General features: G+C 43.0%; 27 protein-coding genes and 2 pseudogenes. 12 read left to right on the forward strand and 17 right to left on the reverse strand.

Annotated features, from left to right (window positions below; genetic code table 11):
- Positions 1–87: 87 nt before the first annotated feature.
- The 10 genes and pseudogenes from FU659_RS02370 to FU659_RS02410 all read right to left on the reverse strand — a co-directional run bounded on the left by FU659_RS02370 (position 88) and on the right by FU659_RS02410 (position 7,384).
- Positions 88–411, reverse strand: a complete 324-nt coding sequence (locus FU659_RS02370; RefSeq protein WP_147946064.1) for a hypothetical protein — start codon at positions 409–411, stop codon at positions 88–90.
- Positions 412–445: 34 nt separating this feature from the next.
- Complete coding sequence (locus tag FU659_RS02375; RefSeq protein ID WP_187273846.1) at positions 446–802, reverse strand: DUF4288 domain-containing protein; 357 nt, start codon at positions 800–802, stop codon at positions 446–448.
- Between the two features lie 15 nt (positions 803–817).
- On the reverse strand, positions 818–1,288 hold the full coding sequence (locus tag FU659_RS02380; RefSeq protein WP_261807564.1) for a GNAT family N-acetyltransferase: 471 nt from the start codon (positions 1,286–1,288) through the stop codon (positions 818–820).
- A 25-nt stretch (positions 1,289–1,313) separates the two neighbouring features.
- Positions 1,314–2,048, reverse strand: coding sequence for an SGNH/GDSL hydrolase family protein (locus tag FU659_RS02385; protein WP_147946066.1), 735 nt, complete (start codon positions 2,046–2,048; stop codon positions 1,314–1,316).
- Between the two features lie 146 nt (positions 2,049–2,194).
- Positions 2,195–2,380, reverse strand: coding sequence for a hypothetical protein (locus FU659_RS35055; RefSeq protein WP_187273847.1), 186 nt, complete (start codon positions 2,378–2,380; stop codon positions 2,195–2,197).
- A gap of 33 nt (positions 2,381–2,413) precedes the next feature.
- Entirely contained in the window at positions 2,414–2,821 is a 408-nt protein-coding gene (locus FU659_RS02390) for a hypothetical protein (RefSeq protein WP_187273848.1), read from the reverse strand.
- Positions 2,822–2,914: 93 nt separating this feature from the next.
- Positions 2,915–3,243 (reverse strand): annotated as a pseudogene (locus FU659_RS02395) (HIT domain-containing protein).
- 864 nt (positions 3,244–4,107) lie between these two features.
- Complete coding sequence (locus tag FU659_RS02400; RefSeq protein WP_147946068.1) at positions 4,108–5,262, reverse strand: ABC transporter permease; 1,155 nt, start codon at positions 5,260–5,262, stop codon at positions 4,108–4,110.
- Positions 5,255–6,436, reverse strand: coding sequence for an ABC transporter permease (locus FU659_RS02405; protein ID WP_147946069.1), 1,182 nt, complete (start codon positions 6,434–6,436; stop codon positions 5,255–5,257). The genes FU659_RS02400 and FU659_RS02405 overlap by 8 nt, the downstream gene beginning before the upstream one ends.
- Positions 6,437–6,448: 12 nt before the next feature.
- Entirely contained in the window at positions 6,449–7,384 is a 936-nt protein-coding gene (locus FU659_RS02410) for an ABC transporter ATP-binding protein (RefSeq protein WP_147946070.1), read from the reverse strand.
- Positions 7,385–7,570: 186 nt separating this feature from the next.
- On the opposite strand from FU659_RS02410, the gene FU659_RS02415 reads away from it, so the two are divergent.
- The gene (locus tag FU659_RS02415; RefSeq protein WP_147946071.1) at positions 7,571–8,707 is read left to right on the forward strand and encodes a sensor histidine kinase; all 1,137 of its coding nucleotides are present in this window, start codon (positions 7,571–7,573) and stop codon (positions 8,705–8,707) included.
- Positions 8,708–8,726: 19 nt separating this feature from the next.
- On the forward strand, positions 8,727–9,395 hold the full coding sequence (locus FU659_RS02420; RefSeq protein WP_147946072.1) for a response regulator transcription factor: 669 nt from the start codon (positions 8,727–8,729) through the stop codon (positions 9,393–9,395).
- Here the strand turns inward: FU659_RS02420 and FU659_RS02425 are convergent.
- Positions 9,313–10,236 carry a stalk domain-containing protein gene (locus FU659_RS02425; RefSeq protein WP_147946073.1) on the reverse strand — a complete coding sequence of 308 codons (924 nt, stop codon included), beginning with the start codon at positions 10,234–10,236 and terminating at the stop codon, positions 9,313–9,315. The genes FU659_RS02420 and FU659_RS02425 overlap by 83 nt on opposite strands.
- A 195-nt stretch (positions 10,237–10,431) precedes the next feature.
- Here FU659_RS02425 and FU659_RS02430 point away from each other — a divergent pair, with 195 nt between their 5' ends.
- The 5 genes from FU659_RS02430 to FU659_RS02450 all read left to right on the forward strand — a co-directional run bounded on the left by FU659_RS02430 (position 10,432) and on the right by FU659_RS02450 (position 14,516).
- Positions 10,432–11,064 carry a DUF1054 domain-containing protein gene (locus FU659_RS02430; protein WP_147946074.1) on the forward strand — a complete coding sequence of 211 codons (633 nt, stop codon included), beginning with the start codon at positions 10,432–10,434 and terminating at the stop codon, positions 11,062–11,064.
- 114 nt (positions 11,065–11,178) lie between these two features.
- Positions 11,179–11,868 (forward strand): hypothetical protein, encoded by a 690-nt coding sequence (locus FU659_RS02435; RefSeq protein ID WP_147946075.1) that lies wholly within the window; start codon positions 11,179–11,181, stop codon positions 11,866–11,868.
- A 161-nt stretch (positions 11,869–12,029) separates the two neighbouring features.
- Positions 12,030–12,758: an ABC transporter ATP-binding protein gene (locus tag FU659_RS02440; RefSeq protein ID WP_147946076.1), complete on the forward strand. Its 729-nt coding sequence runs from the start codon at positions 12,030–12,032 to the stop codon at positions 12,756–12,758.
- Positions 12,755–13,783, forward strand: coding sequence for an ABC transporter permease (locus tag FU659_RS02445; protein WP_147946077.1), 1,029 nt, complete (start codon positions 12,755–12,757; stop codon positions 13,781–13,783). The genes FU659_RS02440 and FU659_RS02445 overlap by 4 nt, the downstream gene beginning before the upstream one ends.
- 130 nt (positions 13,784–13,913) lie before the next feature.
- On the forward strand, positions 13,914–14,516 hold the full coding sequence (locus FU659_RS02450; protein WP_147946143.1) for a TetR/AcrR family transcriptional regulator: 603 nt from the start codon (positions 13,914–13,916) through the stop codon (positions 14,514–14,516).
- Between the two features lie 112 nt (positions 14,517–14,628).
- On the opposite strand, the gene FU659_RS02455 is transcribed toward FU659_RS02450, so the two are convergent.
- A complete protein-coding gene (locus tag FU659_RS02455) occupies positions 14,629–15,798 on the reverse strand; it encodes an MFS transporter (protein ID WP_147946078.1) in 1,170 nt (389 codons plus the stop codon).
- 34 nt (positions 15,799–15,832) lie between these two features.
- Positions 15,833–17,089 (reverse strand): MFS transporter, encoded by a 1,257-nt coding sequence (locus FU659_RS02460; RefSeq protein ID WP_261807566.1) that lies wholly within the window; start codon positions 17,087–17,089, stop codon positions 15,833–15,835.
- 181 nt (positions 17,090–17,270) lie between these two features.
- On the opposite strand from FU659_RS02460, the gene FU659_RS02465 reads away from it, so the two are divergent.
- A complete protein-coding gene (locus FU659_RS02465; RefSeq protein WP_147946079.1) occupies positions 17,271–18,740 on the forward strand; it encodes an aminotransferase class I/II-fold pyridoxal phosphate-dependent enzyme in 1,470 nt (489 codons plus the stop codon).
- Positions 18,741–18,825: 85 nt separating this feature from the next.
- A complete protein-coding gene (locus FU659_RS02470; RefSeq protein WP_147946080.1) occupies positions 18,826–19,245 on the forward strand; it encodes a DUF1885 family protein in 420 nt (139 codons plus the stop codon).
- Positions 19,246–19,307: 62 nt separating this feature from the next.
- Here FU659_RS02470 and FU659_RS02475 read toward each other — a convergent pair.
- From FU659_RS02475 to FU659_RS02485, 3 genes and pseudogenes are all read right to left on the reverse strand, one after another.
- Positions 19,308–19,618 (reverse strand): annotated as a pseudogene (locus tag FU659_RS02475) (DUF1292 domain-containing protein).
- Between the two features lie 93 nt (positions 19,619–19,711).
- Positions 19,712–20,329 carry a stalk domain-containing protein gene (locus FU659_RS02480; protein WP_147946081.1) on the reverse strand — a complete coding sequence of 206 codons (618 nt, stop codon included), beginning with the start codon at positions 20,327–20,329 and terminating at the stop codon, positions 19,712–19,714.
- Positions 20,330–20,409: 80 nt separating this feature from the next.
- Complete coding sequence (locus FU659_RS02485; protein ID WP_261807567.1) at positions 20,410–21,297, reverse strand: alpha/beta hydrolase; 888 nt, start codon at positions 21,295–21,297, stop codon at positions 20,410–20,412.
- Positions 21,298–21,446: 149 nt separating this feature from the next.
- Here FU659_RS02485 and FU659_RS02490 point away from each other — a divergent pair, with 149 nt between their 5' ends.
- The 3 genes from FU659_RS02490 (at position 21,447) to FU659_RS02500 (ending at position 24,001) form a co-directional block, all read left to right on the forward strand.
- Positions 21,447–22,199 (forward strand): MBL fold metallo-hydrolase, encoded by a 753-nt coding sequence (locus FU659_RS02490; protein WP_147946082.1) that lies wholly within the window; start codon positions 21,447–21,449, stop codon positions 22,197–22,199.
- 432 nt (positions 22,200–22,631) lie between these two features.
- The gene (locus tag FU659_RS02495) at positions 22,632–23,555 is read left to right on the forward strand and encodes a GGDEF domain-containing protein (RefSeq protein ID WP_187273849.1); all 924 of its coding nucleotides are present in this window, start codon (positions 22,632–22,634) and stop codon (positions 23,553–23,555) included.
- 2 nt (positions 23,556–23,557) lie between these two features.
- On the forward strand, positions 23,558–24,001 hold the full coding sequence (locus FU659_RS02500) for a sensor histidine kinase (protein WP_261807572.1): 444 nt from the start codon (positions 23,558–23,560) through the stop codon (positions 23,999–24,001).
- Here the strand turns inward: FU659_RS02500 and FU659_RS02505 are convergent.
- Positions 23,992–24,435 carry a GNAT family N-acetyltransferase gene (locus FU659_RS02505; protein WP_147946085.1) on the reverse strand — a complete coding sequence of 148 codons (444 nt, stop codon included), beginning with the start codon at positions 24,433–24,435 and terminating at the stop codon, positions 23,992–23,994. The genes FU659_RS02500 and FU659_RS02505 overlap by 10 nt on opposite strands.
- Positions 24,436–24,453 lie beyond the last annotated feature (18 nt).

The following is a 24,453-nucleotide window of genomic DNA, read 5'->3' on the forward strand; positions in this document are numbered from 1 at the left end:
AGATACGCCTAAGTACAAGAGAAACATACATATATGTAACATTATTCTTTTCACAACAATCTACCATCTTCCACGAAAAATTGCTCTTTACTCAATACAATTGACTTTGGATTTAAAATCTACTTGTTCTGCGACGATTTCAAGTGAAGCATCATCTCTTTCATCCCAATTTCCAAAGATGAACTTACGTAATGGATCATGACATTTCATTTCACTTATTGCATAAAGCATCATACCAAGTGGTCTGTTGGAATGGATTGTTTTTACGCCATAAAATCTTACGACTAACGCTTCTCCCTTGTAGCTTCTTAAAAATACAGAAAGATTTTCATTTTCCCAAAGTATACCTTCTATCTTGCTGTCGTGTACCCTATAATCCCCTGTGTAAGCAATAAACTTCTTTTCCTCCATAATAATTTGCTCCCTAAAATAAAATCCATGTGCTTTATTCGTTATCTTTGACTATTGATTCAGGATAATATTGCTGAATTACGTCATCTGTACTTATGTATTTTGTAGAATGAATGAATCTTGAATAAACTTCTACTCCACTCTTTATCACATCATCCAAAAGTTCAAACACATCAAGAACCATAATAAATTTCCATTCAACCTGTTCACCATAGCCATTGAAATAGCTATGTTCTGATTGTTTAACTGTACTTTCTCCCTGTTTATATGCTTGCTCTGACAAATACCAACCAGCTTTATTACTTATAGAGTATTGTTTACCCACATATTTGAAATGCAGTTCATGCCCAATGGCTAAATCTCTTTCTAAGTCTTCGTATGAATACGACAAGCGATTCACCTTCTATTAGATAGAATCGTACTTTACTAGTTGAAGATAGTGCGTTATATATACATCCTTTGCACTCACTTCAAACCCCAATGAACAATAGAACTTATCAGCTATAGGATTATCAGTCCTGAGGACAAGAGTCCTATAGTATATTCTTGCTTCTTTAATTACTTCACCTATCAATAATCTACCAATGCCTAAACCCCTAAAATCCTTCGATACATACAAGCGGCGCACACGCCCAGTTGATCCCTCTTGTGAATTGGGGTCTTGATTAAGTCCACAAATGCCAACAATTTGATTTCCAGCATACGCAATGAAAAGTGCTTCACCTTGCTTATCAAATCTATTTGTTCCAGCTTGAAATTCATTAACCAAACGAATCAAATGCCTAAATCCATCATTGATACTTTCTTCAACTAATTGATGTAGTTCGTTTGGAAGTAGTTTGACCTTTAATATGTCTTTGCTCTCCAGTGCAAACACCTCATTTGTTTATATTTGAACTAATTTATTCATTAACAACCTCCAATATCTTTTCTGATATCTTTTCTTGACAAAATTCGTTCGGATGGACATTTCCAATTACAGGTAGGAAGTCTCCGTAATGATCTTTAAAAACCTCATTTGTCCCCACAAACTTCGCATCTTTCCTTAATGACACTTCTTCTAACTGCTTATTAAGTTCTACATAATCTTGGTTGAATTTTTCACTTACTACATCCATTTTCAGTGGAAATAGGTTGTAGTATCCTACAATGTAAATTTTAATAGATGGATTCATCCTTTTAATTTCATCAATTATTTCAGATAGGTTTAAACCAATTGTTTTTATTACGGTTTGTGAATTTGTTTCTTTAAGGGCATAGCTTTTTAAAAGATCATTAGCTCCTATACCAACAGTAATTAAATTTGCATGCTTTAATCTATTCCTGATTGATTCATTATCTTTAATAACATCATTATGAATATCACTTAACAAATCTAGCGTAGTACTTCCTGGAACAGCATATTTTTTTGTATATTCAATATCCTTACTCTTCCCCAAATGTTCTGAAATGAAATCAGGATAGCTTTTTTCATATTTCAAGGACGAAACAGTTGAATATGGAGATACTCCTGCTGGTATCGAATCCCCAAGAGCAAGATAACTAATCTTTGACTCATAATTTTTCATGAAAAGAAAAGAAATTACTACTATAAAAAAAGCAATAAAGAAATATCCTTTGATTTTTGATATCTTCAAGTTTCCGCTCCCATTCGATATGTTTCTATTATCTTACCTTTATTCGAATTCCCCCTCTAAACACACTATTTATTTCTATCTAGAAACAGCCGCTTGATTATCTACAATCAATATTTCGTTATATCCCCAGTCTTTAAATTGCTTATTTATTTGTTTTGCTTCATATCCTGCCAAAACCAATACGTTTCGTAAATTAGATCATGCAAGAAATCATCATTATCATCATTCGTTTCCACTAACTTCATTCCAAGCCATATCTCATGTAACTTAATGACACTTGGATCTCTTGTTCCATCTAATATTGAAAATGCTTCAATAAAACTATGAAGCATTGTATTTTGTACAATTTTCTCAATTGCTTTAAGTTAGTTTGCATTAATATGCTTTTTGATTTCAAGGCTGATTATGTCGTAAAACGAATATACATTATCTTCTTTTCCGTTTATTAATCTCTTATAGGTTTTCCCGACTGGATTCGCTATCGCTTCTTTAGCTTCTAATAGATATTCCCCTTCCTCATAAATCCATTTGCATGGTTCTCCAATGTTTCTTACCATTGTTTCCCCAAGATAAGACCCCCAAATTATTGCCATTGACCATACTTGATTTTCTGTAGGCTTATCATCTGCACTCGATGTTGATAATTCATTTGCATAATAATCAAGAATCTCTTCCACTTTTTTTATGCTTGCGTCTGTAAAATCCAAAGTATGTCCAAAAGATACAGCATACTCCACCGCTGTACTGCAATTTTTTTCAATTATTTCATTCAATCGAGTACATTTCATAGAACCGAGCTCCTTTGATTGATTGGACAATTAAACCAATAGATTTTCTCTCAACTAAATAAAATCATTCTTTGGTTACTACCTAATTGGATCACCATAAGCTACATGAAAATGCAAATGCTTAGAATCTTGATACTTCCCCAGATTAGTGAGTACACGACATGCGCCATAATCCTTTGTTACGTCTGCCGCTACTTTCTTGATTACATCTAATAGTTCTAATAAAAGATCATTGTCACTGTCCTCTAATGTAAGCAATGACGCAATATGTCTTTTGGGAATCACCACAATATGTACTGGATAGAATTGGCGTGTATGATGATATGCTAAGACACTTTCAGTTTCAAACACCTTATCCACTGGCGTTTTCCGCTCAGTACTTCTTCACAATAAAAATCTTCTGTCATGCAATACCTCCTACTTACGCGTAGATCAAATCAATTAAATATGTTAGACTACCAGTCGAATAGTGTCAGATGCCTTCTGTATCAACAAGGATATTCCCTTTTTATTCCTATTGTACCATCTGGCACATCGTTATAGTTGATAATCTATCGTTCGAATTAAGTTTAGGTGCGCTGGCTGAGGGCGCACAGGTGGTCTGGGGAAAAAGCGAATTACCATGAGGTTTTATGAACCCCCCTGTTCCCTTATAGAAACAAATAAAAGCACCCTTCAACAGGATGCCCTCATTTTAAATCCATGTTTACAGAAAACTTCTTGCAAATATGACCCCGTTTGGGGGATTTCTTATATAAGAAATCCCTCTCAATCTTAGAATTGAAAGCAAAAAAATAAGACAAGTGATTATGATTAATAGAAGGAAATTCGGGTGGGAAATTGCCAAGATGGTTCTTGCTGCCCTTATTGGTGGATTCATTAGCACGCAATTATTCCATAAATAAACGAAGCTGCAAAGGATACAACTATGTTTTTCATATTCAATTTAACTTTCTCCTTTGTTATGCGTGCTTACCTTTAGACACATTATCCCATCATTAGGTTTCAAAGGAAATTGCTACAAAAGTCATGCTTTCAAATATGATCTGTCGCTTAGATAAAATCTCACTTTTATCTATACCAAACAAGCCATATGGACAATCAATCCAATGTGGCTTGCAAAGTAATTATCTATTCAAATAGTAAGTGTGTTCTCCCCAAGATTGATGGTTCGTCATTGACCACCAACCTTAACCCTCAAATTTTCAATCGACACCTTGCATGATATTCATCAAATATACAACTATCATGCATTTTCATCCAAGCATCCATTAACCAGCCTCCGCTTCCCCTGGCTTCAATATGACGGAACCAACACCAAGCAAGATAAGGGCGAATAGGGTAAGCACACCCATATGCATCCACATCTGCGAGAGCGTCTGCCCCGAAGCCATCCGCGCAATGGCATCAATGGCCCACTTTTGCGGCACAAAATTGGCCATTTTTTGCATCCACTCCGGCATAAGGCTAATCGGCCAGAAGCAGCCTCCGAGCATGCAGGTAGGTGTTATGACGAGCGAGTTGATAATGCTCATATTCGTCGAATTTCTCACCATTCCCGCTACAGCACTGGCAATTCCCATGCTTGCTAACAAGAAAAATTCCAAAATAATAAACTGAGGCAGGAACGGAAGACCATATTCATAGTGCGTTATATAACGTGTAACTAAAAGAATAACCAGAATCTGCAAAGTACCAACAAGGAAGCTCCCCAATAAGTTGCCGACCATAATTTCTAAAGCACGCACAGGTGCGGTATATGTCCTTGCCATCGTCCGCTGTCTTCGATCTTCCATAATCACGGCAACGGTGTTATTAACGACGACCATCATAAACATGAGCATAAAACCGATCACGATATGCATACCGGGATTCACATAGAGATTGTAATCGGTAAGATGAGCGTTTACTTGGTGCTTCTTCATTTGATTCCAGGTCTTGTCTACAGCTTCAAGCAAAGTTGAACCCTTAAGACCTTGATCGGCATGAAGTGTAATCGTTTGTTGCAGTCTGGAGACGATGCTATCCAAATTCATTTTGAGTATGATCGATGCTTCGTTCGTGCTGAGCTGATACAGTGTAACTTCAGCCGAGGAGCCCCTCAGCAGCTGCTCGCTAAATCCTTCCGGGATCAGAAAAGCCACGGATGACTTTTGTTTGATAACATCCTCTTTTAATCCTACCTCAGACGTTTCTGCTTGTAACCGATAATCTGGCAAGCTGGCAAGTTCTTCAAGTACAAGATGGCCCATCGTTCCTTGATCCATATTGATATAACGAACATGAACTTGGTGCACTTCTTGCCCGCCAAGCAGGCCAATGATCAGAGAAACCGCTATCGCCGGAATAAGGAGATGCAAGAGCAGGCCCTTTTTATGAAAAAGGGTTCTCCGCAGCATATTAAGCGCAATAAACAAACTATTCATGATAGCCCACCTTTCGGTAAACAACTAGAGAAACAAGCAGCATGCCCACCCCGATGCCTGCTAATATAAGCATATGGTGAAGAATGAGCGTAAACTCACTGCCCAGCATGATACGAAACATGCTTTGCATTCCCCAGTAATTAAGTGTGAATTCACCTATTCGCTGCATCAACCCCTCAGGTAAAGGCGTAAATCCACCACTCAAGAAGGTCATGGCAATAATTAGCATTTGAAAAATAGTGCCAATCGTTTTCATCGATTTGGCTACGATCATGACCAGAATGGCGAGGCTCATCGATGCCGTGATGATACTTAAGCATATCAAGAAGAGCATGACCCAGGAATGACCCCAATCGGCACCGTAAAAGAAAGATGTCGCGGCTATAATCGTCCCTGCTTGCAGGAGTGAAATGAACGCGTTCCCTATGACCTTGCCTAATAAGATGTCATATTCATGAATCGGCATCGCATTCAAGCGGCTTAGGGTATGCTTCTCCTTCTCACTTTGCAGCCCAATCGCTGCTGACATGCCCGAGTAAAGTAAGAACATGACTAACATGGATGCTGCATAATATTGGATAGCCGTATAACTGCCGTTAGCAGTTGTTAGTTTACCTATACGTACCGGAGAAGTGTCAGTTGGCTTCTGTAAAGCAACGCCTCCCTGTTTCTGAATAGCCTCCGCTGCTGCAGGACCCGCAGCAATGAATGCGGCTTGATTAAGGTTGGCTTGATCTAAGAAAGAGCGCAGCACCATCTGCGCAACCAGATTCTGGCCATAGTCCTTACCAAGAATCATTTCCCAGCTTGCTTCTGAACCTCCGAGCACACGGCTGCTGAAATCACTTGGAATGATTAATGCAAAATCGGATGTACCGTCTTTGATTCGTTTAACCGCCTCATCACGTGTTTGAATCATGACTGTTTGAAGCCTGTTCTTTACTTCAGCCGCCGCGATAAATTCATTGAATCCGGCACTTAGGAGTCCTGTATCGGCTTGAACGACATCCACTTTGACCGGTTTGAGTGCCCGATCTTCTGTTTTAAATGCCGTGGAGAGTGCGGAGCCTAAAATAAATATAATCAAAAGGGGCATGAAAAATTGGATAAGCAGAATATAACGCATGCGCAGCATACGCAATACCTCGTACCAGGCAATCGTCCATATAGCCATCAATAATTCCCCCTAATCCCGCAAAGTGCGTCCGGTCAGCGACAGGAACAAAGCCTCGAGATCTGGCTCCACTTGCGTAAGCGATTGTATTTTCACTTCATGTTTAGAGAGAATGAACAGAATGTCTTGTAAAAACGTTTGAGACGGGCCAACCAATAGTTCCAAAGTTTGCTCTTGAACCGTCACTTGCTTGATTCGCGGATGATCCCTCAGTTCCTCCACCGCGGCAGGAATCAGTCCCACTACCTGAATGATAATTTTATTATCTTGGGCTACTTTCCCCCTCAACTCTTCCTGCGTACCGCAAGCGATGAGATGACCATGATCCAGAATACCCACCCGTGTGGAGATGGCAGCCACTTCCTCCATATAATGGGAAGTATAGATGATGGTAGAACCCATCCGATTGAGAGTCCTAACTGATTCCAAAATATGATTGCGCGACTGCGGGTCGATACCAACAGTCGGTTCATCCATAATAATCAGCTTCGGATGATGCATGACGGCGCAGGCAATATTCAGCCTTCGCTTCATCCCTCCGGAAAAGGAGCTTGGTTTGTCTTTAGCACGATCAGCTAATCCAACAAATTCCAACGCTTCCTCCACTCTGGCTTTTAACAACTGTCCCCGCAGGCCATACAGCTTAGCAAAAAACGTCACGTTTTCTTTGGCAGTCAAGTTTTCAAAGATAGCCAAGTCTTGAGGAACAAGACCAATTCTTCGTTTCACTTCCATGGTGTTCCCGGCGACAGACAGGCCATCCACAAACATCTCGCCTTGATCGATTTTCAGCAATCCGCTCAGCATTTTGATCGTTGTGCTTTTCCCAGCCCCGTTAGGACCTAAGAGGCCGAAAACCTCGCCTTCTTGAATAGATAAATTCAGATGATCAACGGAAATGTGATTATTGTACTTTTTGACGACACCTTTGAGTTGAACGAAGCTCATCTTATCCTCTCCCTTTCTTCCACGCTATGTCTATCTATATTGTACTTCGTAATTACCGGTTCAACAGGTAGAAGATGTCACTTTCCAATATGACTTAAGTCATATCCTGATAAGAAAGCGTGTCAAAGCATTTGGCAATTATGCTATACTTTACTTACACTTGGCCAAAAAAAGGAAGCGAATAGGTTGCCACTACTTCTCCCGATTACCCGCTACATGCTCATACTCATACCGGCAATTGCCTCGATGTATCTCGTAGACCATCCATCCTACGCCATGTATGTATTCCTCATTCTGATATTCATATGGATAGCAGAACTACGTCGAACCCTAATGCCTCAATCCACGTTCATGCTGCTTCTCGAAATCGGTTTTGGCGCATGGCTGTGCCATACCTATGGCGGTATTTTATTCTTTCTCTTCTACTCTACCTTAATGTCCTATTTGTTCACTATAAAGCATCATATCCGTTATTCATGCCTGCTTCTCCAGCTGACTTTATTGAATCTATCCTTAGCCGGTCAATCTGTAAGCTCTTATGTCATGGCAAACGTCATCTTTCTCTCTCTTACATTCCTTCTACTGCATATGTACGGCATCAAGCAAAATAAAGAAGAAGTCGAACTGCTCAATGACACACTGAGGCGGCAGCATTACGAGCTGAATGAAGCACGAGCACAATTAATTGATTATGCACGCAAAGTCGAGAATATTGCCCAAACAGAAGAACGCAATCGGATCTCCCGCGACATCCATGATGAACTTGGACATAAGCTGATTCGGTTGAAAATGATGACGGAAGCTGTCTTGCAAATCCTTCCTGTCCAGCAAAGCAAAGGCATGGAAATGCTAACCAGTGTTCGGGATCAGCTAACCGAAAGTATGGATTTGCTCCGCTCGACTGTCCGACGAATGAAGCCTGACGAAGATGAGATTCGCACCTATTCACTTCGTACATTAATCGACCAACTAACGAAAGATAAGGGAATCATTGTCGAGGTGGAGATGGAGGGAATGCCTTATGCGCTGTATCCAAGTTTGGAATTTATTTTATACCGCAATGCTCAAGAAGCCATTACGAATGCCATTCGTCACGGCGCAGCGACGCAAGTCCTCATTCAGTTAACATATGAACCCAAACAAGTGACGATGAGCATTTCAAATAACGGTGAACGACCTGAGCAAGCGGGGGTCAAAGGCCTTGGTATAACCGGCATGGAGGAACGGAGCAAGCTTATCGGAGGAAAACTCTACGTTACGGTGAACGACCGCTTTGTCATAACAACTGTCTTACCCACTTTTCGTCAAATAGATCCCACTTAAGAGAGGGCTGAACTTATTCATGATTCATGTACTGATCACAGACGATGACCCCTTTATTCGTGAAAGTTTAAAATTAATCATTGGACTCGATGAAGAAATCACAATTGTGGGAACCTGCAACCATGGCGAAGAAGCTTTCGAGGTCATTCAAAGCGGCATTCAGGTGGATGTCGTTCTTATGGATATTCGTATGCCCGTCTGTGATGGCGTCGCAGGCACCTTGAAAATCAAGCAAGCATTTCCTGAGGTCACCGTGCTTATTCTGACAACCTTCGATGATGATGAATTCATTGTGCAAGCTCTGCGAAACGGCGCGAGCGGTTATTTACTTAAGAACATACCACCGGACCGCATCATTCAAGGCATCAAGACCGTGGAGCAAGGGAATTTACTCATTCATCCCGATATTGCTAAAAAGCTGACTACCTTCATACGCCCCAGCGTACTTCCTGTAGTGAATGTCCCTCAGCCTCTAAGTCAGTTGGGATTAACACCAAGCGAACAATCGGTCGTGGTCAAAATTTCTGAGGGCTTGTCAAATAAAGAAATCGCCCAGGAGCTGTTCCTGAGCGAAGGCACGATCAAAAATTATATTACCGAAATTCTTAGCAAACTGAACCTTCGCGACCGAACGCAAATTGCCATTTTTTATTTAAAAAGACTTTCTGGCACTGGTGATGCTCATTAATTGACTTCGTCACTTCAATGTCCTCTTTGGACGAACTGCCCACCACATAATCTGGCGTATTATTGATGCCATTGATTTGTGTCAGTTTCAAGCTTGTTCGATAGAAATGACCGTTCTCGACAAGTAGATAGGAGTATGTATTCTCCTCAGGTAGAGCATCCACAATGATCGGGCTGGACATATAGGGAACTTTATTAATTTCGTAGTAACGGAAGCCATTAATGTATTCTCTAATGACTTTGAGCTTGATCGGATCCTTCTCTCCGGTAATGACAATCGGTTCATTGACGAGATAGGAGATTTGGGGCACTTCTTTCCAAATGGTCTTTAATTCCATTTCGCTTACATAAATGTCGCCCGAATACTTTTCTTTCGCTTTGCGTAATCCATCCGTTTTCACGCCCATTCGATCCAAATCTTTTAACCGATAATAGGCTTGGTCTGTCGTATTAATCAAGACGGGATACGTCGCGCCCAGATAATCTAAATACTGAGCAAAAGGATATTGGAACACAAGTTCTGAATAAATCGTATTGGTTCCTTCGGCCGGTTGCTGGGCATTAATACGGGAATTAATATAGATGGTTTTGTTGCTATCCTTCCAATTGACAACCGCACCGAGGTAGGTTCCAAGCTCTTTTACAGGCAAATAACTGGCATTGTTATAAATTAATGGTGGGTTTGCGAGCTTTACCTGCTGCCCATCCACAACGACGTTGAAGTCATTGCGCAAATAAGCATCAACTCGCTGAAGGATGTCTTGCGCATACACACCTGCTGTAAAACAAGTTCCCATTACAGTGCCCAGTATGGCAACTTTGGACCATTTTGGCATGCTCATATGGTTAAATTCTCCTGTCTTTCCAAATTAGAATGATTCTACATCTTTCGTCAAAAAAGTAGTAAATCCTGCTTTTTCCAACAAAATCGGTCCTATGACCTAGTTCTTCCATGATGAATCTCTTAAATAATTGCGATACGACGCTAATTGCATTAATATAGTTGCAAACGCATATGAAAAGAGGGACTAATTACGATGAGTTTCAACGGATTTACACAGCATGATTTCGATACCTTTTCTATAGAAGGCCTTGATGGACGTATGGAAGCCATTCGAGAGCGTATACAGCCCAAGTTCAAAGCGCTAGGCGACAGCTTGGTTCATGAATTGTCGCTTCTCTCTGGAACAGAGATGTTTCTTCATATCGCCAAGCACGCCAGACGTAAAGTGAATGCCCCCGTTGATACGTGGATGGCTGTTTGCCCTAACAAACGTGGATATAAACAAGTTCCTCACTTTCAAGTAGGCCTTTTCGACGACCGAGTCTTTATTTGGCTCGCTCTCATCTATGAATTGCCGAATAAAAGTAACATTGCAACAGCCTATATGAATGATATCGATCGTTTGCAGACTGAGCTGCCTTCCGACTTTGTTCTTTCCTTTGATCATATGAAAAAAGAGGCAACAGTGCTTTCCGATCTCGATCGCAAGGGTTGGCAGGAAGCATTGGTGCGCTTTCGCGATGTAAAAAAGGCAGAGCTGTTGATTGGAAGAAATCTCGCGGCTGCAGACCCTGTGCTCCAAAATCCGGATAAGTTGGAACAGCTCATCAAGGAAACGTTCGAGAAGCTTATGCCTCTTTATATGCAAGCTGTAGATACAAAATAAATTGTGTTGGAAATTTTTATGATAGCCTAAGGTTCCTTTAAACTAAAATTAATGCCTCTTGCACAGACTAAGTTCTGTAATTCCGAATTTACTCGGAAAGGAGGTAATATCCCTATGAAGGAAATTTTTATTAAAAAGCTGCTCATCACCTCGGTGGCGACGGCTATTTTAGTTGGCGGCAGTTCACTAACCTTATTGAACGCTCAAGCGCAGGGCACGGATCCTGAGCAAGCTGTCAAAACACAGACCCAAGACGAGCGCGGTCAGCAAGGCCGCCAAGGTCGCAAATGGCCAATTATTGAGGAAGCCGCTGCTGTCCTTGGCGTCAATAAGGACGTCTTGGTCAACACGCTGAAAAGCGGCAAAAGCATTGTCGAAGCGGCCGCAGAAAAAGGCATCAGCGAAGCCGACCTGACCGCGAAGCTGCAGCAAATTCGCTCCGGCAACATTGATGTCGCCGTGAAAGACGGCAAGCTGACAGCCGAACAAGGCGATCATATGAAACAAAAACTCGGTGAGCACTTGAAGTTCATCCTCAATGAGAAAAATTTGTTGGACGAATCGCAAGGTCACGGCAAATGGCATGGTCATGGCCTGAAGCCAGACACTGAGAAGTTGGCGAAGTCACTTGGCCTGAGCAAGGACGAGCTGCACGCTCAGCTTAAAACAGGTAAGTCACTAGCCGAAATTGCTCAGGCCAAAGGCGTTTCCAAAGACAAGCTCGTCGCATCCATCAAGGAACAGTTAACACCATCCATCGAGAAATGGGTTGACCATAAAAAAGATGGTAAGAAGAAAGAATAAATAAACGGGCAGCGTTATTTTTATGAAGGCATCCAGTCAGGGTGCCTTTTTTATTTCATGAAAATGAGTGATTACTCACTTCACAAGTGCTTTGCAATCGTATATGATGGAACTAAGAATAAATGAGTGATTACTCACTTTTATGAAAGAGGTGCTCTTCCATGCCCCAACATGATTCCATTCAGGTTCAGAATGTCAGCAAGCAATTTGGTCAAAAGGTTGTTCTTCAGGACATCACTTTAGAGGTACCCAAAGCTCATATTTTAGGTCTTCTAGGTCCGTCTGGTTCAGGTAAAACAACACTTGTACGCATGATCGCAGGCATCGATGCGCCTACTTCTGGAACCGTTCACGTACTCGGACAACAGATGCCGCAGTTAAGCATGTTAGCTAAAATCGGCTATATGGCCCAATCGGATGCCCTATATGCAGAGCTGACGGCGCAGGAAAACCTCGAGTTCTTCGCAGCATTATACGGTATATCAGGCACCAGGCGTAAACAACGCATGCAAGAGGTCATGGAGCTCGTTGACCTCAGCGCTCATCTAAAGAAACAAATTACACATTATTCAGGTGGCATGAAGCGCCGTTTATCACTGGCTATTTCCTTGCTTCATGAGCCTGAGATTCTGATTCTTGACGAACCTACAGTCGGTATCGATCCTGTGCTGCGCAAGTCTATTTGGGAGGAATTAACGAAGCTTTGCCAACAAGGAACCACCATCCTATTGACCACGCATGTCATGGATGAAGCTGATAAATGCCATCAACTCGGCATGATTCGGGATGGGAAGCTGACTGCTGTGGGGACACCGCAAGCGTTGAAGCAGGCTACATCATCGGCAACAATTGAAGAAGCCTTCCTCTACTATGGAGGTGCTCGAGCATGAGAATCCGTGCGATTGTTTTACGTATTTTGCGTCAATTCTTTCATGACAAAAGAACGCTAGCTATGATGCTCGTTGCTCCGATGCTGATTCTGTTCATGATGTCCTTAGTATTTAACGGTAATACTTACGTTCCTAAACTCGGGTCTGTCGGTGTTCCTGCTCCCCTTGTTCAAAAATTACAGGATCAGCATGCAGAAGTAACCAACTATTCCGCTGAAGAAGCCCAAGCGAAGCTAGCATCCATGCAGTTGGATGCCATAATTACGATGAATGGCGCGGCACCCGAAGTTACGTTAGAAGGCAGCGATCCCGGCAAAAATAAAGCTATTCTCTTTCTGCTCCAAAAAGCCTTACAAAGCGCAGCACCTGCAAATGCTAATACGCCAGTACCCACCATCACCTATTTGCATGGATCGGCTGATATGGCTGCCTTTGATAACTTTGGCCCTGTTCTGATTGGCTTTTTCGTCTTTTTCTTCGTCTTCTTGCTCTCCGGTGTTTCTTTTCTCAGAGAACGCACGGGAGGAACTTTAGAACGCCTGCTCGCAACTCCACTACGACGGTGGGAAATTGTTGTCGGTTATATACTAGGTTTTGGTTTATTCACAACGCTGCAAGCGGCTTTAATCGCATGGTTTGCAACAAGTGTGCTCGGCCTTATGCTTGTCGGCTCATTCTGGTTTGTTCTGCTTATCACAGTCCTTCTTGCACTGACAGCCCTGTCTTTGGGTACGCTCATTTCAGCTTTTGCAGAAAACGAGTTCCAGATGATTCAGTTCATTCCGCTGATCATCGTTCCACAAGTGTTTTTCTCAGGCTTGTTCAGTCTCGACACGATGTCCGTTTACCTTCGCTGGATTGGCGTCATCATGCCGCTCAAATATGGCGCCGATGCGCTGCGAAATATCATGATCAGAGGGGCTGGCTGGGATCGTATTTGGATCGATGTCCTCGTATTGGCCGCCTTCACGATCTGCTTTATGATTTTAAACATACTGGCGCTGCGAAAGCATCGTAAGATATAATGAGTGGATGTCGGTTTAAGCTGGCCATAATGCCGTTTTCCTTGCAGAAAACGATGAGGAGGTGAATGCATTGTCCGAAATCGAGCCATGGTTAAATGAGCTGCTCCGTTTGAATGACGAGGAAGACAAAATGACCGATAAACAGATGAAGATTGTTCAGGCCGCTGTGGAGATATTCTCTGAAAAAGGATTTGCAGGCTCCTCCACCAGTGAAATTGCTCAGAAAGCAGGCGTAGCGGAAGGAACGATTTTCCGTCATTATAAAACAAAAAAAGAATTGCTGCTCTCCATCGTTGCTCCCATTATGACGAAGCTTATCGCCCCATTTGCTGCCAAAGATTTCATGAAAGTACTAGACGCAGACTATCCCAAGGTCGAGGATTTCCTGCGCGCTATTCTTATTAATCGGTTAGAATTCGCTCGCAAAAATTTACCGATTCTTAAAATTTTTCTTCACGAAATCCCTTTTCATCCAGAGTTAAGGGAACAATTTAAAGCCACTGCGGCAAAACTCGTCCTCGAACGCGCGAACAAAGTGGTGCGGCATTTTCAGGCGGAAGGGCAGCTTATCGAAATGCCCACCGCAACCAGTGTGCGATTGATCGTAACTTCCATTATTGGCTTCATTCTGACGCGCTTTCTGATGCTGCCTGACGCCGAGTGGGATGAGGCTCAAGAGATTGAGCATACGATTCATTTCATCTTGCATGGGTTGTCGCCTCGCGAGCCCTAGGGCAGATTTAGTAGAAGACAACCGAATACTTCTCTTCTGTTTGTTTCCAAAGCAAAAAAGCTGTACGCCTGATCTCCCAAATGGGAATCAAGTGTACAGCTTTTTTCGTACGTCAGGCCGCTTGCTGCGTGCGAGTCTGCCGATCCAAGCGAATGAAGCGCTGTAGCAAAAGTATTGCCGCTAAGCAAAGGACACCGCCGATGATGAAGGGCAGTGAATGCGCAATGGCGAACACGGCTCCCCCAAGAAGCGGGCCAGCGATACGGCCCAGACTGTCCATGGACGAGCTGAGGCCCGTTGCTACACCCTGCCCCACTTTAGTGCGCTGAGTAATCAAAGACGTCACACAAGGGCGTATGAGCGCGTTACCCGCTCCAAAGACTGACAAATAGATGGCTGCGGTGAGAACGCTGCTGGAATACAGAAGCAGGAAAAAACCTGCAGCGGATAAAAGCAGTCCAACACCAATAACTCGCTGCTCAGCTCCCTGTTTCACTAAACGGCGAACAACACCGCCCTGAATAATGGCACCTACAATGCCGCTGGCTAAAAACATCATACCGATATCGAAAGGCGAAGCGCCAATCCTATCCATTTGAAAATATTGCAGCGTTGCTTCCAGCCCTGCCAATGTAAATGAAACGAAAAAAGAAAGCACATATAAATATTTGGATGCCCCATCGAATGCTGTCCATCTGGACACCCTCTTTTCCTTGACAGACGTCCGTTTGTCAGGGGTTAACGATTCTTTCAAAATCGTGAATGCCAGTACGAATGATGCAAGCGCTAGTCCGGATGCCACAAAGAAAGGCAGATAAAGCCCCCATCGGCTAAGTATGCCGCCTAATGCAGGTCCAAAGATGAAGCCTAAACCAATGGACATGCCGACCATCCCCATTCCCTTGGTCCGGTTCTCAGCAGTCGTGATATCAGCTACATATGCTACCGCACAAGCAGTGGCCGCACCTGAGAATAAACCGCCAAAAATACGAGACACATACATAATCCAGAGATGTCCGTTTGCAAAGCCAAAAATGAAAAAGCTTACGCTAAAGCCAAGCAAGCCAATTAATATAATGGGTCTGCGTCCGATGCGATCAGAAATCCCTCCCCAAATCGGCGACATCAGAAAGGAAGCCGCGGAATACACAGATAGCAACAGCGCGTTGTGGTATTGCGCACCGGCACCCTTAACAACCTCTGGGAGAACGGGAATGATAATACCGAAACCGACGAATATGGTCATCAACAACAGCATGATGATTCCGATTTGTTTGTTCATGCAGCTTTTAATCCTCCAAAAGAAACATTTTCTCCTATCGTACCATACCTTTTTTGGGGATGGAAATGAACATTTGAAGAACAAGCAGCAGGAAAATTACACAACCACTGGTGAGGAAAGGCGCATGGTAGCCATATACATCCCACAGTTTACCCGAGACGATAGGACCGACAATCATTCCCATCCCCTCGATGGTTAGAAAAAAACCCCAAACCGCTCCCCTTTTCTCAGGCGGAATGACCGATGCAATCAATGCATTCCACGACGGAATGATGAAAGCATAACCGATTCCAAGTGCAACTACGAGTACATAAAGCAGCAGCATAGTGTGCGTAAACGTAAACAGAAGCAAAGTAACCGAACTCAACAAAAATCCGGCGATTAAAAAGGGGCGAATGCCAAAACGATCCACCAGTTTCCCCATTGGAACTAAGAAGATGACCGTGACGGCTCCACCTGCAATGAGGAACATGCTGTACTGAAAGGAGGTCAGCTTCAGAACCTCTTTGGCATAAAGCGTAAGAATTGGCGTTAAGATACCCAAAGCAAAGGTCTGGGCAAACATGGCGGGAAACATCAAAGGACTTATCGACATAGAACGCCGAACTTCACTTAGATAGGCAAAAACTCGTTTGGCAAAAGGTTCTAGTACCTTTTTATGTACATTTGCTTTCTCTCTACTTCCTGTGTTTAAGGCAGAAACACCTGATTTCCGGGGAAGCATCAACGCCACGATCACAACAACGGTCATACAGCCAAGTAGCACCCGAAAAGCGGTGCTATAATTCGTTTCCCCCACAAAAAAGTTAATCGCAACCGGACCTAACCCAGTTCCCGACAACCAAGCCATATATACCACACTCATGATCGTTGCTTGGGCCTCATCTCCGGCTACCTCAGTCGTTCCTGTAATGACACAAGGCCATAACGGAGCGGTACCAAAGCCAAGAAGAGCGCATCCTACGATGACCCAAATATGCTGTGACGTCGTTGCAATTAAAATGACAGAAATAAAAGTTAGCAGCACGCCGGTCAACATCGTTGTCCGATAGCCTAACTTATCAATAATCCACCCTACTGGTGTGCGAAGCACGTTATCTCCAATATATTGTGCAGCTAAGGTCCATCCGATAATAAAGGCGGATGCGCCCAAGGTTGTCTTCATATATACAGGTAAAATCGTTAACAACAAAGCGCCCTTCACAAATTCGACGACAAACATAATAATTAACAATTCGACGACAAACGGAGAAAACAGTCGGTTTTTGTGCCATTTTTGCAATAAATTCAAAGGATTTTGCCTCCTTCTGCGTTTTTCGGCTTATTTTAACAAGTCCACTGTTAGTTTGACCTCAATCCGCATAAACTATTTTCAAAAATTTAGCTTGCATGTCGATTGTATTTTGTTATACTCATTTTGTTTGTTGTATAGATCGACAAACACGCCACGATAGAAGGGAAGCGATAATTAAGTGGATCACAATCGTACGCCACTGTTCACTGCACTGCTCGCGCATGCCGCGAAAAATCCAATCCAGTTCCATATTCCCGGACATAAAAAGGGAGTCGGCATGGACCCGGAGTTTCGTTCCTTTATTGGGGACAACGCTCTGTCCATCGACCTCATCAATATAGCACCACTGGATGACCTCCATCAACCAATGGGTGTGATTGAGGAAGCTCAAAAGCTTGCCGCGGACGCTTACGGCGCCGATCATACTTTTTTCTCCGTACAAGGGACTAGCGGTGCCATCATGACCATGATTATGACCGTTTGCTCCGAAGGCGATAAAATTATCGTACCGCGTAACGTGCATAAATCAATCTTGGCGGCTATTATTTTCGTAGGTGCAAAACCTGTCTTCATTCAACCTGCGCGAGACAAAAACCTAGGTATTGACCATGGTATTCCAACCCGCTCCGTACGCAGAGCCCTTGAGAAGCATCCTGATGCCAAAGCGGTTCTCGTAATTAATCCAACGTATTACGGCGTATGTACGGATCTGAAGGAAATCGTTGACCTGGTGCATAGCTACAACATGCCAGTTCTCGTTGATGAAGCCCATGGCGTATTGATTCATTTCCATGATAAGCTCCCGATGTCAGCGATGGAAGCAGGCGCCGATATGGCTGCTACCAGCGTACATAAGCTGGGCGGCTCAATGACCCAGAGCTCGGTGCTTAATGTCAAAGGAAATCGCGTCAACCCAAAACGAATTCAAACCATCATATCGATGCTGACAACAACCTCAACTTCTTATATCCTGCTAGCTTCATTAGACACCGCTCGCAGACATTTAGCACTGAATGGCCGCAGCTTGGCAGAGCGGACTATTGAATTAGCTCAGTATACAAGAAAGCAAATCAACGAAATTCCTAATCTATACTGCTTTGGCGAAGAAATTCTGGGTGAAGAAGCAACCTATAACTACGATCCTACAAAAATTTGCGTCCACGTTCGCAAGCTCGGCCTTAACGGCTTTGAGGTAGAGAATTGGCTTCGTGAACACTATAATATTGAGATCGAAATGAGTGATATGTACAATATCCTTTGCCTCGTCACGCCGGGCGATACGCAAGAAAACGTCGATACTTTATTAGAAGCCCTTCGCGAACTTTCACATGTGAATGACGGCGTCGCCGAAGTGAAGGAAGTTGTCATTCAAGTACCGGCGATTCCACAGCTCACATTGACGCCACGCGATGCTTTCTATGGCGAGACGGAAACTATTCCTTTTAAAGATGCCGCTGATCGTATCATCGCTGAATTCATCTATGTGTATCCGCCGGGCATACCTATTCTTCTCCCTGGCGAGCTTATTACGCAAGAACTAATCAACTACATCGTAGAACATGTAGAGGTCGGCTTGCCAGTTAAAGGACCAGAAGACCGCAGCGTTCAAAATGTGAAGGTCATCGTCGAAACACAAGCGATATTCTAATCTCTCTTTCAACAGGTATATATTGTAAAACCGTTTACATGATGCTATGATGTTGGTGATGTTTAGCGAATGAGGTGATCAAGGAATGGCTCAAAGCGCTTATATTAAATTGGTTACAGGTTCCACGGTTGCCGCACTCACTTTGGACGAACTGAAAGCAAGGCTTCTCCATTACCGTGAGCAGCTAAGTCTGACAGCCAAGCAGCTAGGCTGGGAATATGACGAGGCTGGGTTCCCTTACACCATTGAAACAAAGCCGGAAGGCGAAGGCAAATGGTTCTATTTGAAAGGAATCAATCCACTGTACAAATACATTCTCCTTGGTGTTGGAAACGAGCAGCATGCAGAGGAAGAAAGACATTATGTACAAGTCGTTTTGCCGGATGATGCGACCCATGGGGACAAGAGCAAGGGCAACGAATTCTGCAAATACCTAGGGAAACTTTTGAAAGCCGAACTTCATCTCTTCAATGGCAGAATCATGTATTTCAATCCAAGAAAATAATCATAACAAACAGAACCCCCTAACAGATGGTTATCCGTTAGGGGGGCTCTTATGTATAGCTCTTATTCTTCGTCTTCTTGAGCTACGATTTCATTGTAAATAGTCACTACACGTTCCATTCCGCTTCATCTTCAATGTTGATGAGGTAAGCTTCATCGTCCTCTTCTTCCACACGGAAAATGACACCGTCTGCTTCAGGATCATTACGATCCAGCAAAACAGCATAAGCCTGCTCTTGAGATTGGAACGTATAAACCATGACCATCTCGTGCTCTTCACCGTTCTCGTCGGTTACGATAAAAACATCTTCCCCTTGCTCGTGATCGTGGTCACAGTCCGGGCCATGTACATGATCGTGCTTATCATCACTCACAGGCAGAACCTCATTTCGTCTAATAATTGATTACCCAATTATCCTAACATTTTCATAATAAGAGGTCAAACCTAATTCCTTGTGACTGCATATTTACTCGGATTGAATTTGCTTCTCCGATACGACCGAGTAGTCCGTGGTTCCTGATTGCCGCATAGCAAACCTCACAACATAAGTGCCCGCTTCGTCGAAAGAAACCCCGTATAAAGGCACTTTCAGCCAGAAGGACTCTTTGGATTCTGCAATTGATTTGACAACTGGTGTAATCACGCTTTTCCCGCTTGGTGAAATCACAGACACCTGCACTGAATCAATATTCGTTTTCAAATTATCCACTTGTGCGAAAACGATAAAATCTGCTTGCTTTCCACGTTCAACCACTCCGAAAGGAACGATAGCCGAATCTTTACGCACTTCTGTCGTGAAGAACATATGAACATTTGGTTTGAATAAATAAGCCGTTTTGTTCGAATTATCCCACTTCACTAACGCTTGAAGCGCATCACTCACACTACGAAGCGGCAGGACAGTCTTGCCGTCCACAATAAGCGGTGGTACATCTGAATCCCCGAATTCCGCCGTATTCCCATTGACGATCAATCGGGCAACGTTCAACCCCTTATAATCCCCCCATATCGATGAGGCCACCACTGCAGCCGTGCTTAGAACAAAAAACACCAGCATCAACGCAAATATACGCTGAACTTTCATCCCTTTAACCTCCAGCTCTCGTAAGTAATCTTTGTGTCTGCATCTTTATACTCCGAAGCTTAAGAAGAGTTGCGTTGGTTTTAACATTTAGATAAAAAAGCAAGAACACGCTCTCGATATGCTTCCGGCTGCATGTAATATGAGCCGACATGGCCACCCTCGTCGGTCGCCCACAGTTCAAAAACGTCCTGATGTTTAGCCCACATCACATAGCTATTCGACCACGGAATCGCCGTGTCCGCTTTACTATGAATAAATAGAATCGGACGTGGATAAACACGGTCGACAGAAGCTAAAGAATCAACTTTGCGGGGGTTGATTCCTATGAGTCGCGGCAAAATGAAAAGAATAAGCGGAGTAAAGGGAAATCGGGGTAGATTCGACCACACCGGCAAATTATCGCGGAGGTAAGGACTCAGTTGGCTAAAAGCACTATCTGCGATAATCCCGACAACAGCCTTTTCATCTGCTGCGGCAAGAATGGCTGTGCTTCCGCCCATGGAAAAGCCAAGTAAGCTGATTTTTCCTGGCACATGCTCTTTTACCCAATCTATCGCTCCTAGAACATCCTGTTTTTCCAAATAACCTACCGTAGTCATATGACCTTCTGATTGTCCTGAATTACGAAAATCAAACATAACCACATGATAACCAGCCTCTACAAGAGACTGAGCCAGCGCCAGCGCTGGCAGCCCCTTCTCTAGACGTGTCCCGCTATACCCATGAGCCATAATCACCGTCATAGGTACGTCTGACCTATGTGGAGATTTCAGGAACCAACCCCGTATGAGCACATCCTTGGATCGACTCCGAAAGCTGATTTCCTCGAAATGCATGCCATAGTTAAGGGGAGAATCATCCAACACTTTTCGTTTAGGATGCGTAAGCTGCCAACCCACGTAGGTCGATATGCCGATTAATATCAAGCTGATTAAAAGAAGAATTATAAGCCCAATCCATATAAACAACTATAAACACCTCACAAGTTTTCCCAATTGATAAGATAACCTTTCAAGCATTTGTTCAAAAACGAATTAGATATAAGGGTTGAAATCCATGAAGCTCCCATGCTACATTAGAAAAAGATGCTTTTTGTCGAATATTGGGGGCTGCCTGAATGAGTTTGCAAATTCAAATGTTGGGAACCGGCAGTGCATTTGCCAAGTCATATTATAATACAAGCGCTCTTATTCACTGCCAAGGACGAAAAGTACTCATCGACTGTGGTTCAACCACGCCAAAATCGCTGCATGAAATCGGCTTAACGCCTGATCAGATCGATGGCATCGTCATCTCACATATCCATGCGGATCATGTTGGCGGACTGGAGGAAATCGCTTTTCGATTATTGTATCTGCACAATCGCAAGAAAATAAAGCTTTTCATAACCGAAGCGCTTGCCGGAACCTTATGGGAGAACACGCTCAAAGGCGGCCTTTATAACCCAATTGAAGGTTTCCACAGCCTTGGTGATTATTTCGAAGTTCATCTGATCGAGGAACATCTCCCCGTCCTTATTTTACCTGGACTCACTTTTGAATACATACCCACTCTCCATATTCCCAATAAGCTTAATTATTCATTTTTTATAAATAAACGAATATTTTATAGTGCTGATCTCAAATTCAATGAGCAGTTGCTGCTTGAAGAAGTCTTTCAGAAAAGAAATTGTCACACCATCCTGCACGATTGCCAACTCGGAGGCAAAGGCTACATACATGCTACACTGGCTGAGCTGCTCACCCTTCCCACTCCTTTGCAGGAGCGCATTTACCTCATGCATTATGATGATACGATGAGTAACTATATCGGACAAACCGGGAGTATGACCTTCTTGCACCAGCATGAAATCATTGATCTTCCTGAATAATTTCTAATTTCTATTATATAACGCTGTTAAAGACCTGCGGATCATGTCCGAAAGGTTTTTTTTTCGGGGAATTTCGTGGTTTATCCCCTATTTTTTCATGGATAAGAAGGAATTGCTTATGTCACAGAGAACATATCACAAGTGTGTAAAATACTGTCACTCTTACACTCAGGAGATGATATGGTGGTTATCAATTCGATTCTTTATGCCTATACATTCTTTTTTTGCCTATATGCGAGTATTTCCAACCCAGCAAGTAACCTTCCATTGCTTATTCTAAGCTCTATATTGTATATGGTCAGTTTACAAATTCAGAGGCGTCATGTTGTTATGCTTTGGCTACGTCTACTATTGATAGGATCTTTACAATATTTTGGTCACATGAGTCTTTGTTTGCCCCTCTACATCTTAACGCTCGCAAGGGATATTCATGTGGAAAAACAATGGAAAACACTATGGATGTTGGCTGCTTCCTATGCCCTCACTTACATGATGATTTCATATCCTATTATAGCAACAACGAACAATCGTTTGTTTTGGGATTATGCCATTAGCTGCATGCTTGATTTTACGGTAATTGCAGTTGTGACAACGACAACTCGGTTAACGATGAGACAATCGGAGATGCTCCGTAAAGAAAAAGAATTGTTGTCCCAAAAAGATTTGCTAACTGGCTTGTATAACTATGAGGAGTCACACCGTAGATTGGAACAATTGATCCAGCAGGATCAGCATCTGATCGTCATCCTTATTGACTGTACGGATTTGAAATCCATGAACACGACCCGCGGCTTCCAGGCCGGTAATTTCATTTTAAAGCAAATGGCGGACCTCCTTCAAATTTTATTTAAAGAAGCGTTCTTTATCTCGAGATACGGTGGCGATGAATTCGCCGTTGTTATCCCCTTATACCCAAATAATCAAACAACTGCCTCCTACAAGCAAAAGCTTGATTCTGAGCTTCCCAAACTGACGGGGATTCAGATTACCTATGGTATCGCGTGCTATCCCTTTGATGGTCAAACCAAAGACGATCTTATTTTGTTAGTCGAGCATAATTTATTCATGAAGAAACGGGATTCATGGCTGAAACGTGAAGAACATATGCATAGATCAGAAAAGCTTAGGGTTGTTGGGGAGCTTGCATCCGGGATGGCTCATGAGATCAGAAACCCATTGACAACAGTAAGAGGCTTTCTACAAATCTCCAAAGAAAACGGTTACAACATTGAGAATTGGTATTCGATGATTATGGATGAAATCGACCGCATGAGTCACCTGACCGGTGAATTCCTGCAATTTTCCAAGCCTCACAGCAATCACTTCGCGTATATTCTCTTCATGAATGCGTCTTGAAAGTGATTTCATTAATGGAATCGGAAGCGACGCGTTTCGGACATGAAATTCACTATCAAGAATCCTTAGATGCAATCTTTGTACTTATGGATCAAGACAAAATGATACAGTTGCTGTTGAATTTAGTTAAAAATGCATGCGAGGCTATGGAAGAGAATGGACTTGTTCAAATTAAACTAAGCCGCGATCTTAAGAACGCGACTTTCGTAATTGCGGATAATGGACCAGGCATCCCCGAAGACCAGCTCGAGAAAATTTTTCATCCCTTCTATACAACAAAGGAATCCGGGACGGGACTTGGCTTATCCATTTGCTATAAAATTGTTCAAGATCACCAAGGAACCTTTGAAGTAGAAAGCGAGCTAAATTTGGGAACACGATTTATTATCACAATGCCTTTAGCCATGGGAAATACAGTTATGCTGGACAAAGCCGCTCAAGGGTGAAGCCGTTTTTGCATACGGACATGAAGGATACCCGCATCATAAAAGGGCTCATCGGAAATAACTTGATATCCCAATTGAAGGTAGAAACCCTCAGCTTGACATTGTGCATCTAAAATAGCAGAGGAGCAGTTTAACTCACGAGCTTGCTGCTCGATCGCCATCATCACTTGCTTCCCTAGAGATTTGCCTCTATATCCACTCAGGACGGCAACACGCTGAACCTTGGCTACGCCTTCTTGATATTCATACCAACGTGCCGTAGCGGCAGGCTGCCCTTCATATGTTATAAGAATGTGATGACAAGCATCCGGTGACTCATCCTTTTCATCCATCTCCAAATGTTCAGGAACCTGTTGCTCCTCCACGAACACCTTTAAACGAACTTGAAAACAAGCTTGCAGTTGCTCTAATGAGGTTACACGAATAATTTCCATATCGACTTCTTCCTTTCT

Source organism: Paenibacillus sp. N3.4, from assembly GCF_008017805.1.
Lineage (GTDB): Bacteria > Bacillota > Bacilli > Paenibacillales > NBRC-103111 > Paenibacillus_E.

Excerpts from the sequence above, each read along its gene's own strand:
- FU659_RS02490 (WP_147946082.1), top strand. The coding sequence starts at position 21,447 with ATGAGTTTGCAAATTCAAATGTTGGGAACCGGCAGTGCATTTGCCAAG.
- FU659_RS02435 (WP_147946075.1), top strand. The coding sequence starts at position 11,179 with ATGAAGGAAATTTTTATTAAAAAGCTGCTCATCACCTCGGTGGCGACG.
- FU659_RS02440 (WP_147946076.1), top strand. The coding sequence starts at position 12,030 with ATGCCCCAACATGATTCCATTCAGGTTCAGAATGTCAGCAAGCAATTT.
- FU659_RS02405 (WP_147946069.1), bottom strand. The coding sequence starts at position 6,436 with ATGGCTATATGGACGATTGCCTGGTACGAGGTATTGCGTATGCTGCGC.
- FU659_RS35055 (WP_187273847.1), bottom strand. The coding sequence starts at position 2,380 with ATGCTTCATAGTTTTATTGAAGCATTTTCAATATTAGATGGAACAAGA.
- FU659_RS02445 (WP_147946077.1), top strand. The coding sequence starts at position 12,755 with ATGAGAATCCGTGCGATTGTTTTACGTATTTTGCGTCAATTCTTTCAT.
- FU659_RS02430 (WP_147946074.1), top strand. The coding sequence starts at position 10,432 with ATGAGTTTCAACGGATTTACACAGCATGATTTCGATACCTTTTCTATA.
- FU659_RS02425 (WP_147946073.1), bottom strand. The coding sequence starts at position 10,236 with ATGAGCATGCCAAAATGGTCCAAAGTTGCCATACTGGGCACTGTAATG.
- FU659_RS02480 (WP_147946081.1), bottom strand. The coding sequence starts at position 20,329 with ATGAAAGTTCAGCGTATATTTGCGTTGATGCTGGTGTTTTTTGTTCTA.
- FU659_RS02450 (WP_147946143.1), top strand. The coding sequence starts at position 13,914 with ATGACCGATAAACAGATGAAGATTGTTCAGGCCGCTGTGGAGATATTC.
- FU659_RS02470 (WP_147946080.1), top strand. The coding sequence starts at position 18,826 with ATGGCTCAAAGCGCTTATATTAAATTGGTTACAGGTTCCACGGTTGCC.
- FU659_RS02455 (WP_147946078.1), bottom strand. The coding sequence starts at position 15,798 with ATGAACAAACAAATCGGAATCATCATGCTGTTGTTGATGACCATATTC.
- FU659_RS02505 (WP_147946085.1), bottom strand. The coding sequence starts at position 24,435 with ATGGAAATTATTCGTGTAACCTCATTAGAGCAACTGCAAGCTTGTTTT.
- FU659_RS02410 (WP_147946070.1), bottom strand. The coding sequence starts at position 7,384 with ATGAGCTTCGTTCAACTCAAAGGTGTCGTCAAAAAGTACAATAATCAC.
- FU659_RS02370 (WP_147946064.1), bottom strand. The coding sequence starts at position 411 with ATGGAGGAAAAGAAGTTTATTGCTTACACAGGGGATTATAGGGTACAC.
- FU659_RS02400 (WP_147946068.1), bottom strand. The coding sequence starts at position 5,262 with ATGAATAGTTTGTTTATTGCGCTTAATATGCTGCGGAGAACCCTTTTT.
- FU659_RS02420 (WP_147946072.1), top strand. The coding sequence starts at position 8,727 with ATGATTCATGTACTGATCACAGACGATGACCCCTTTATTCGTGAAAGT.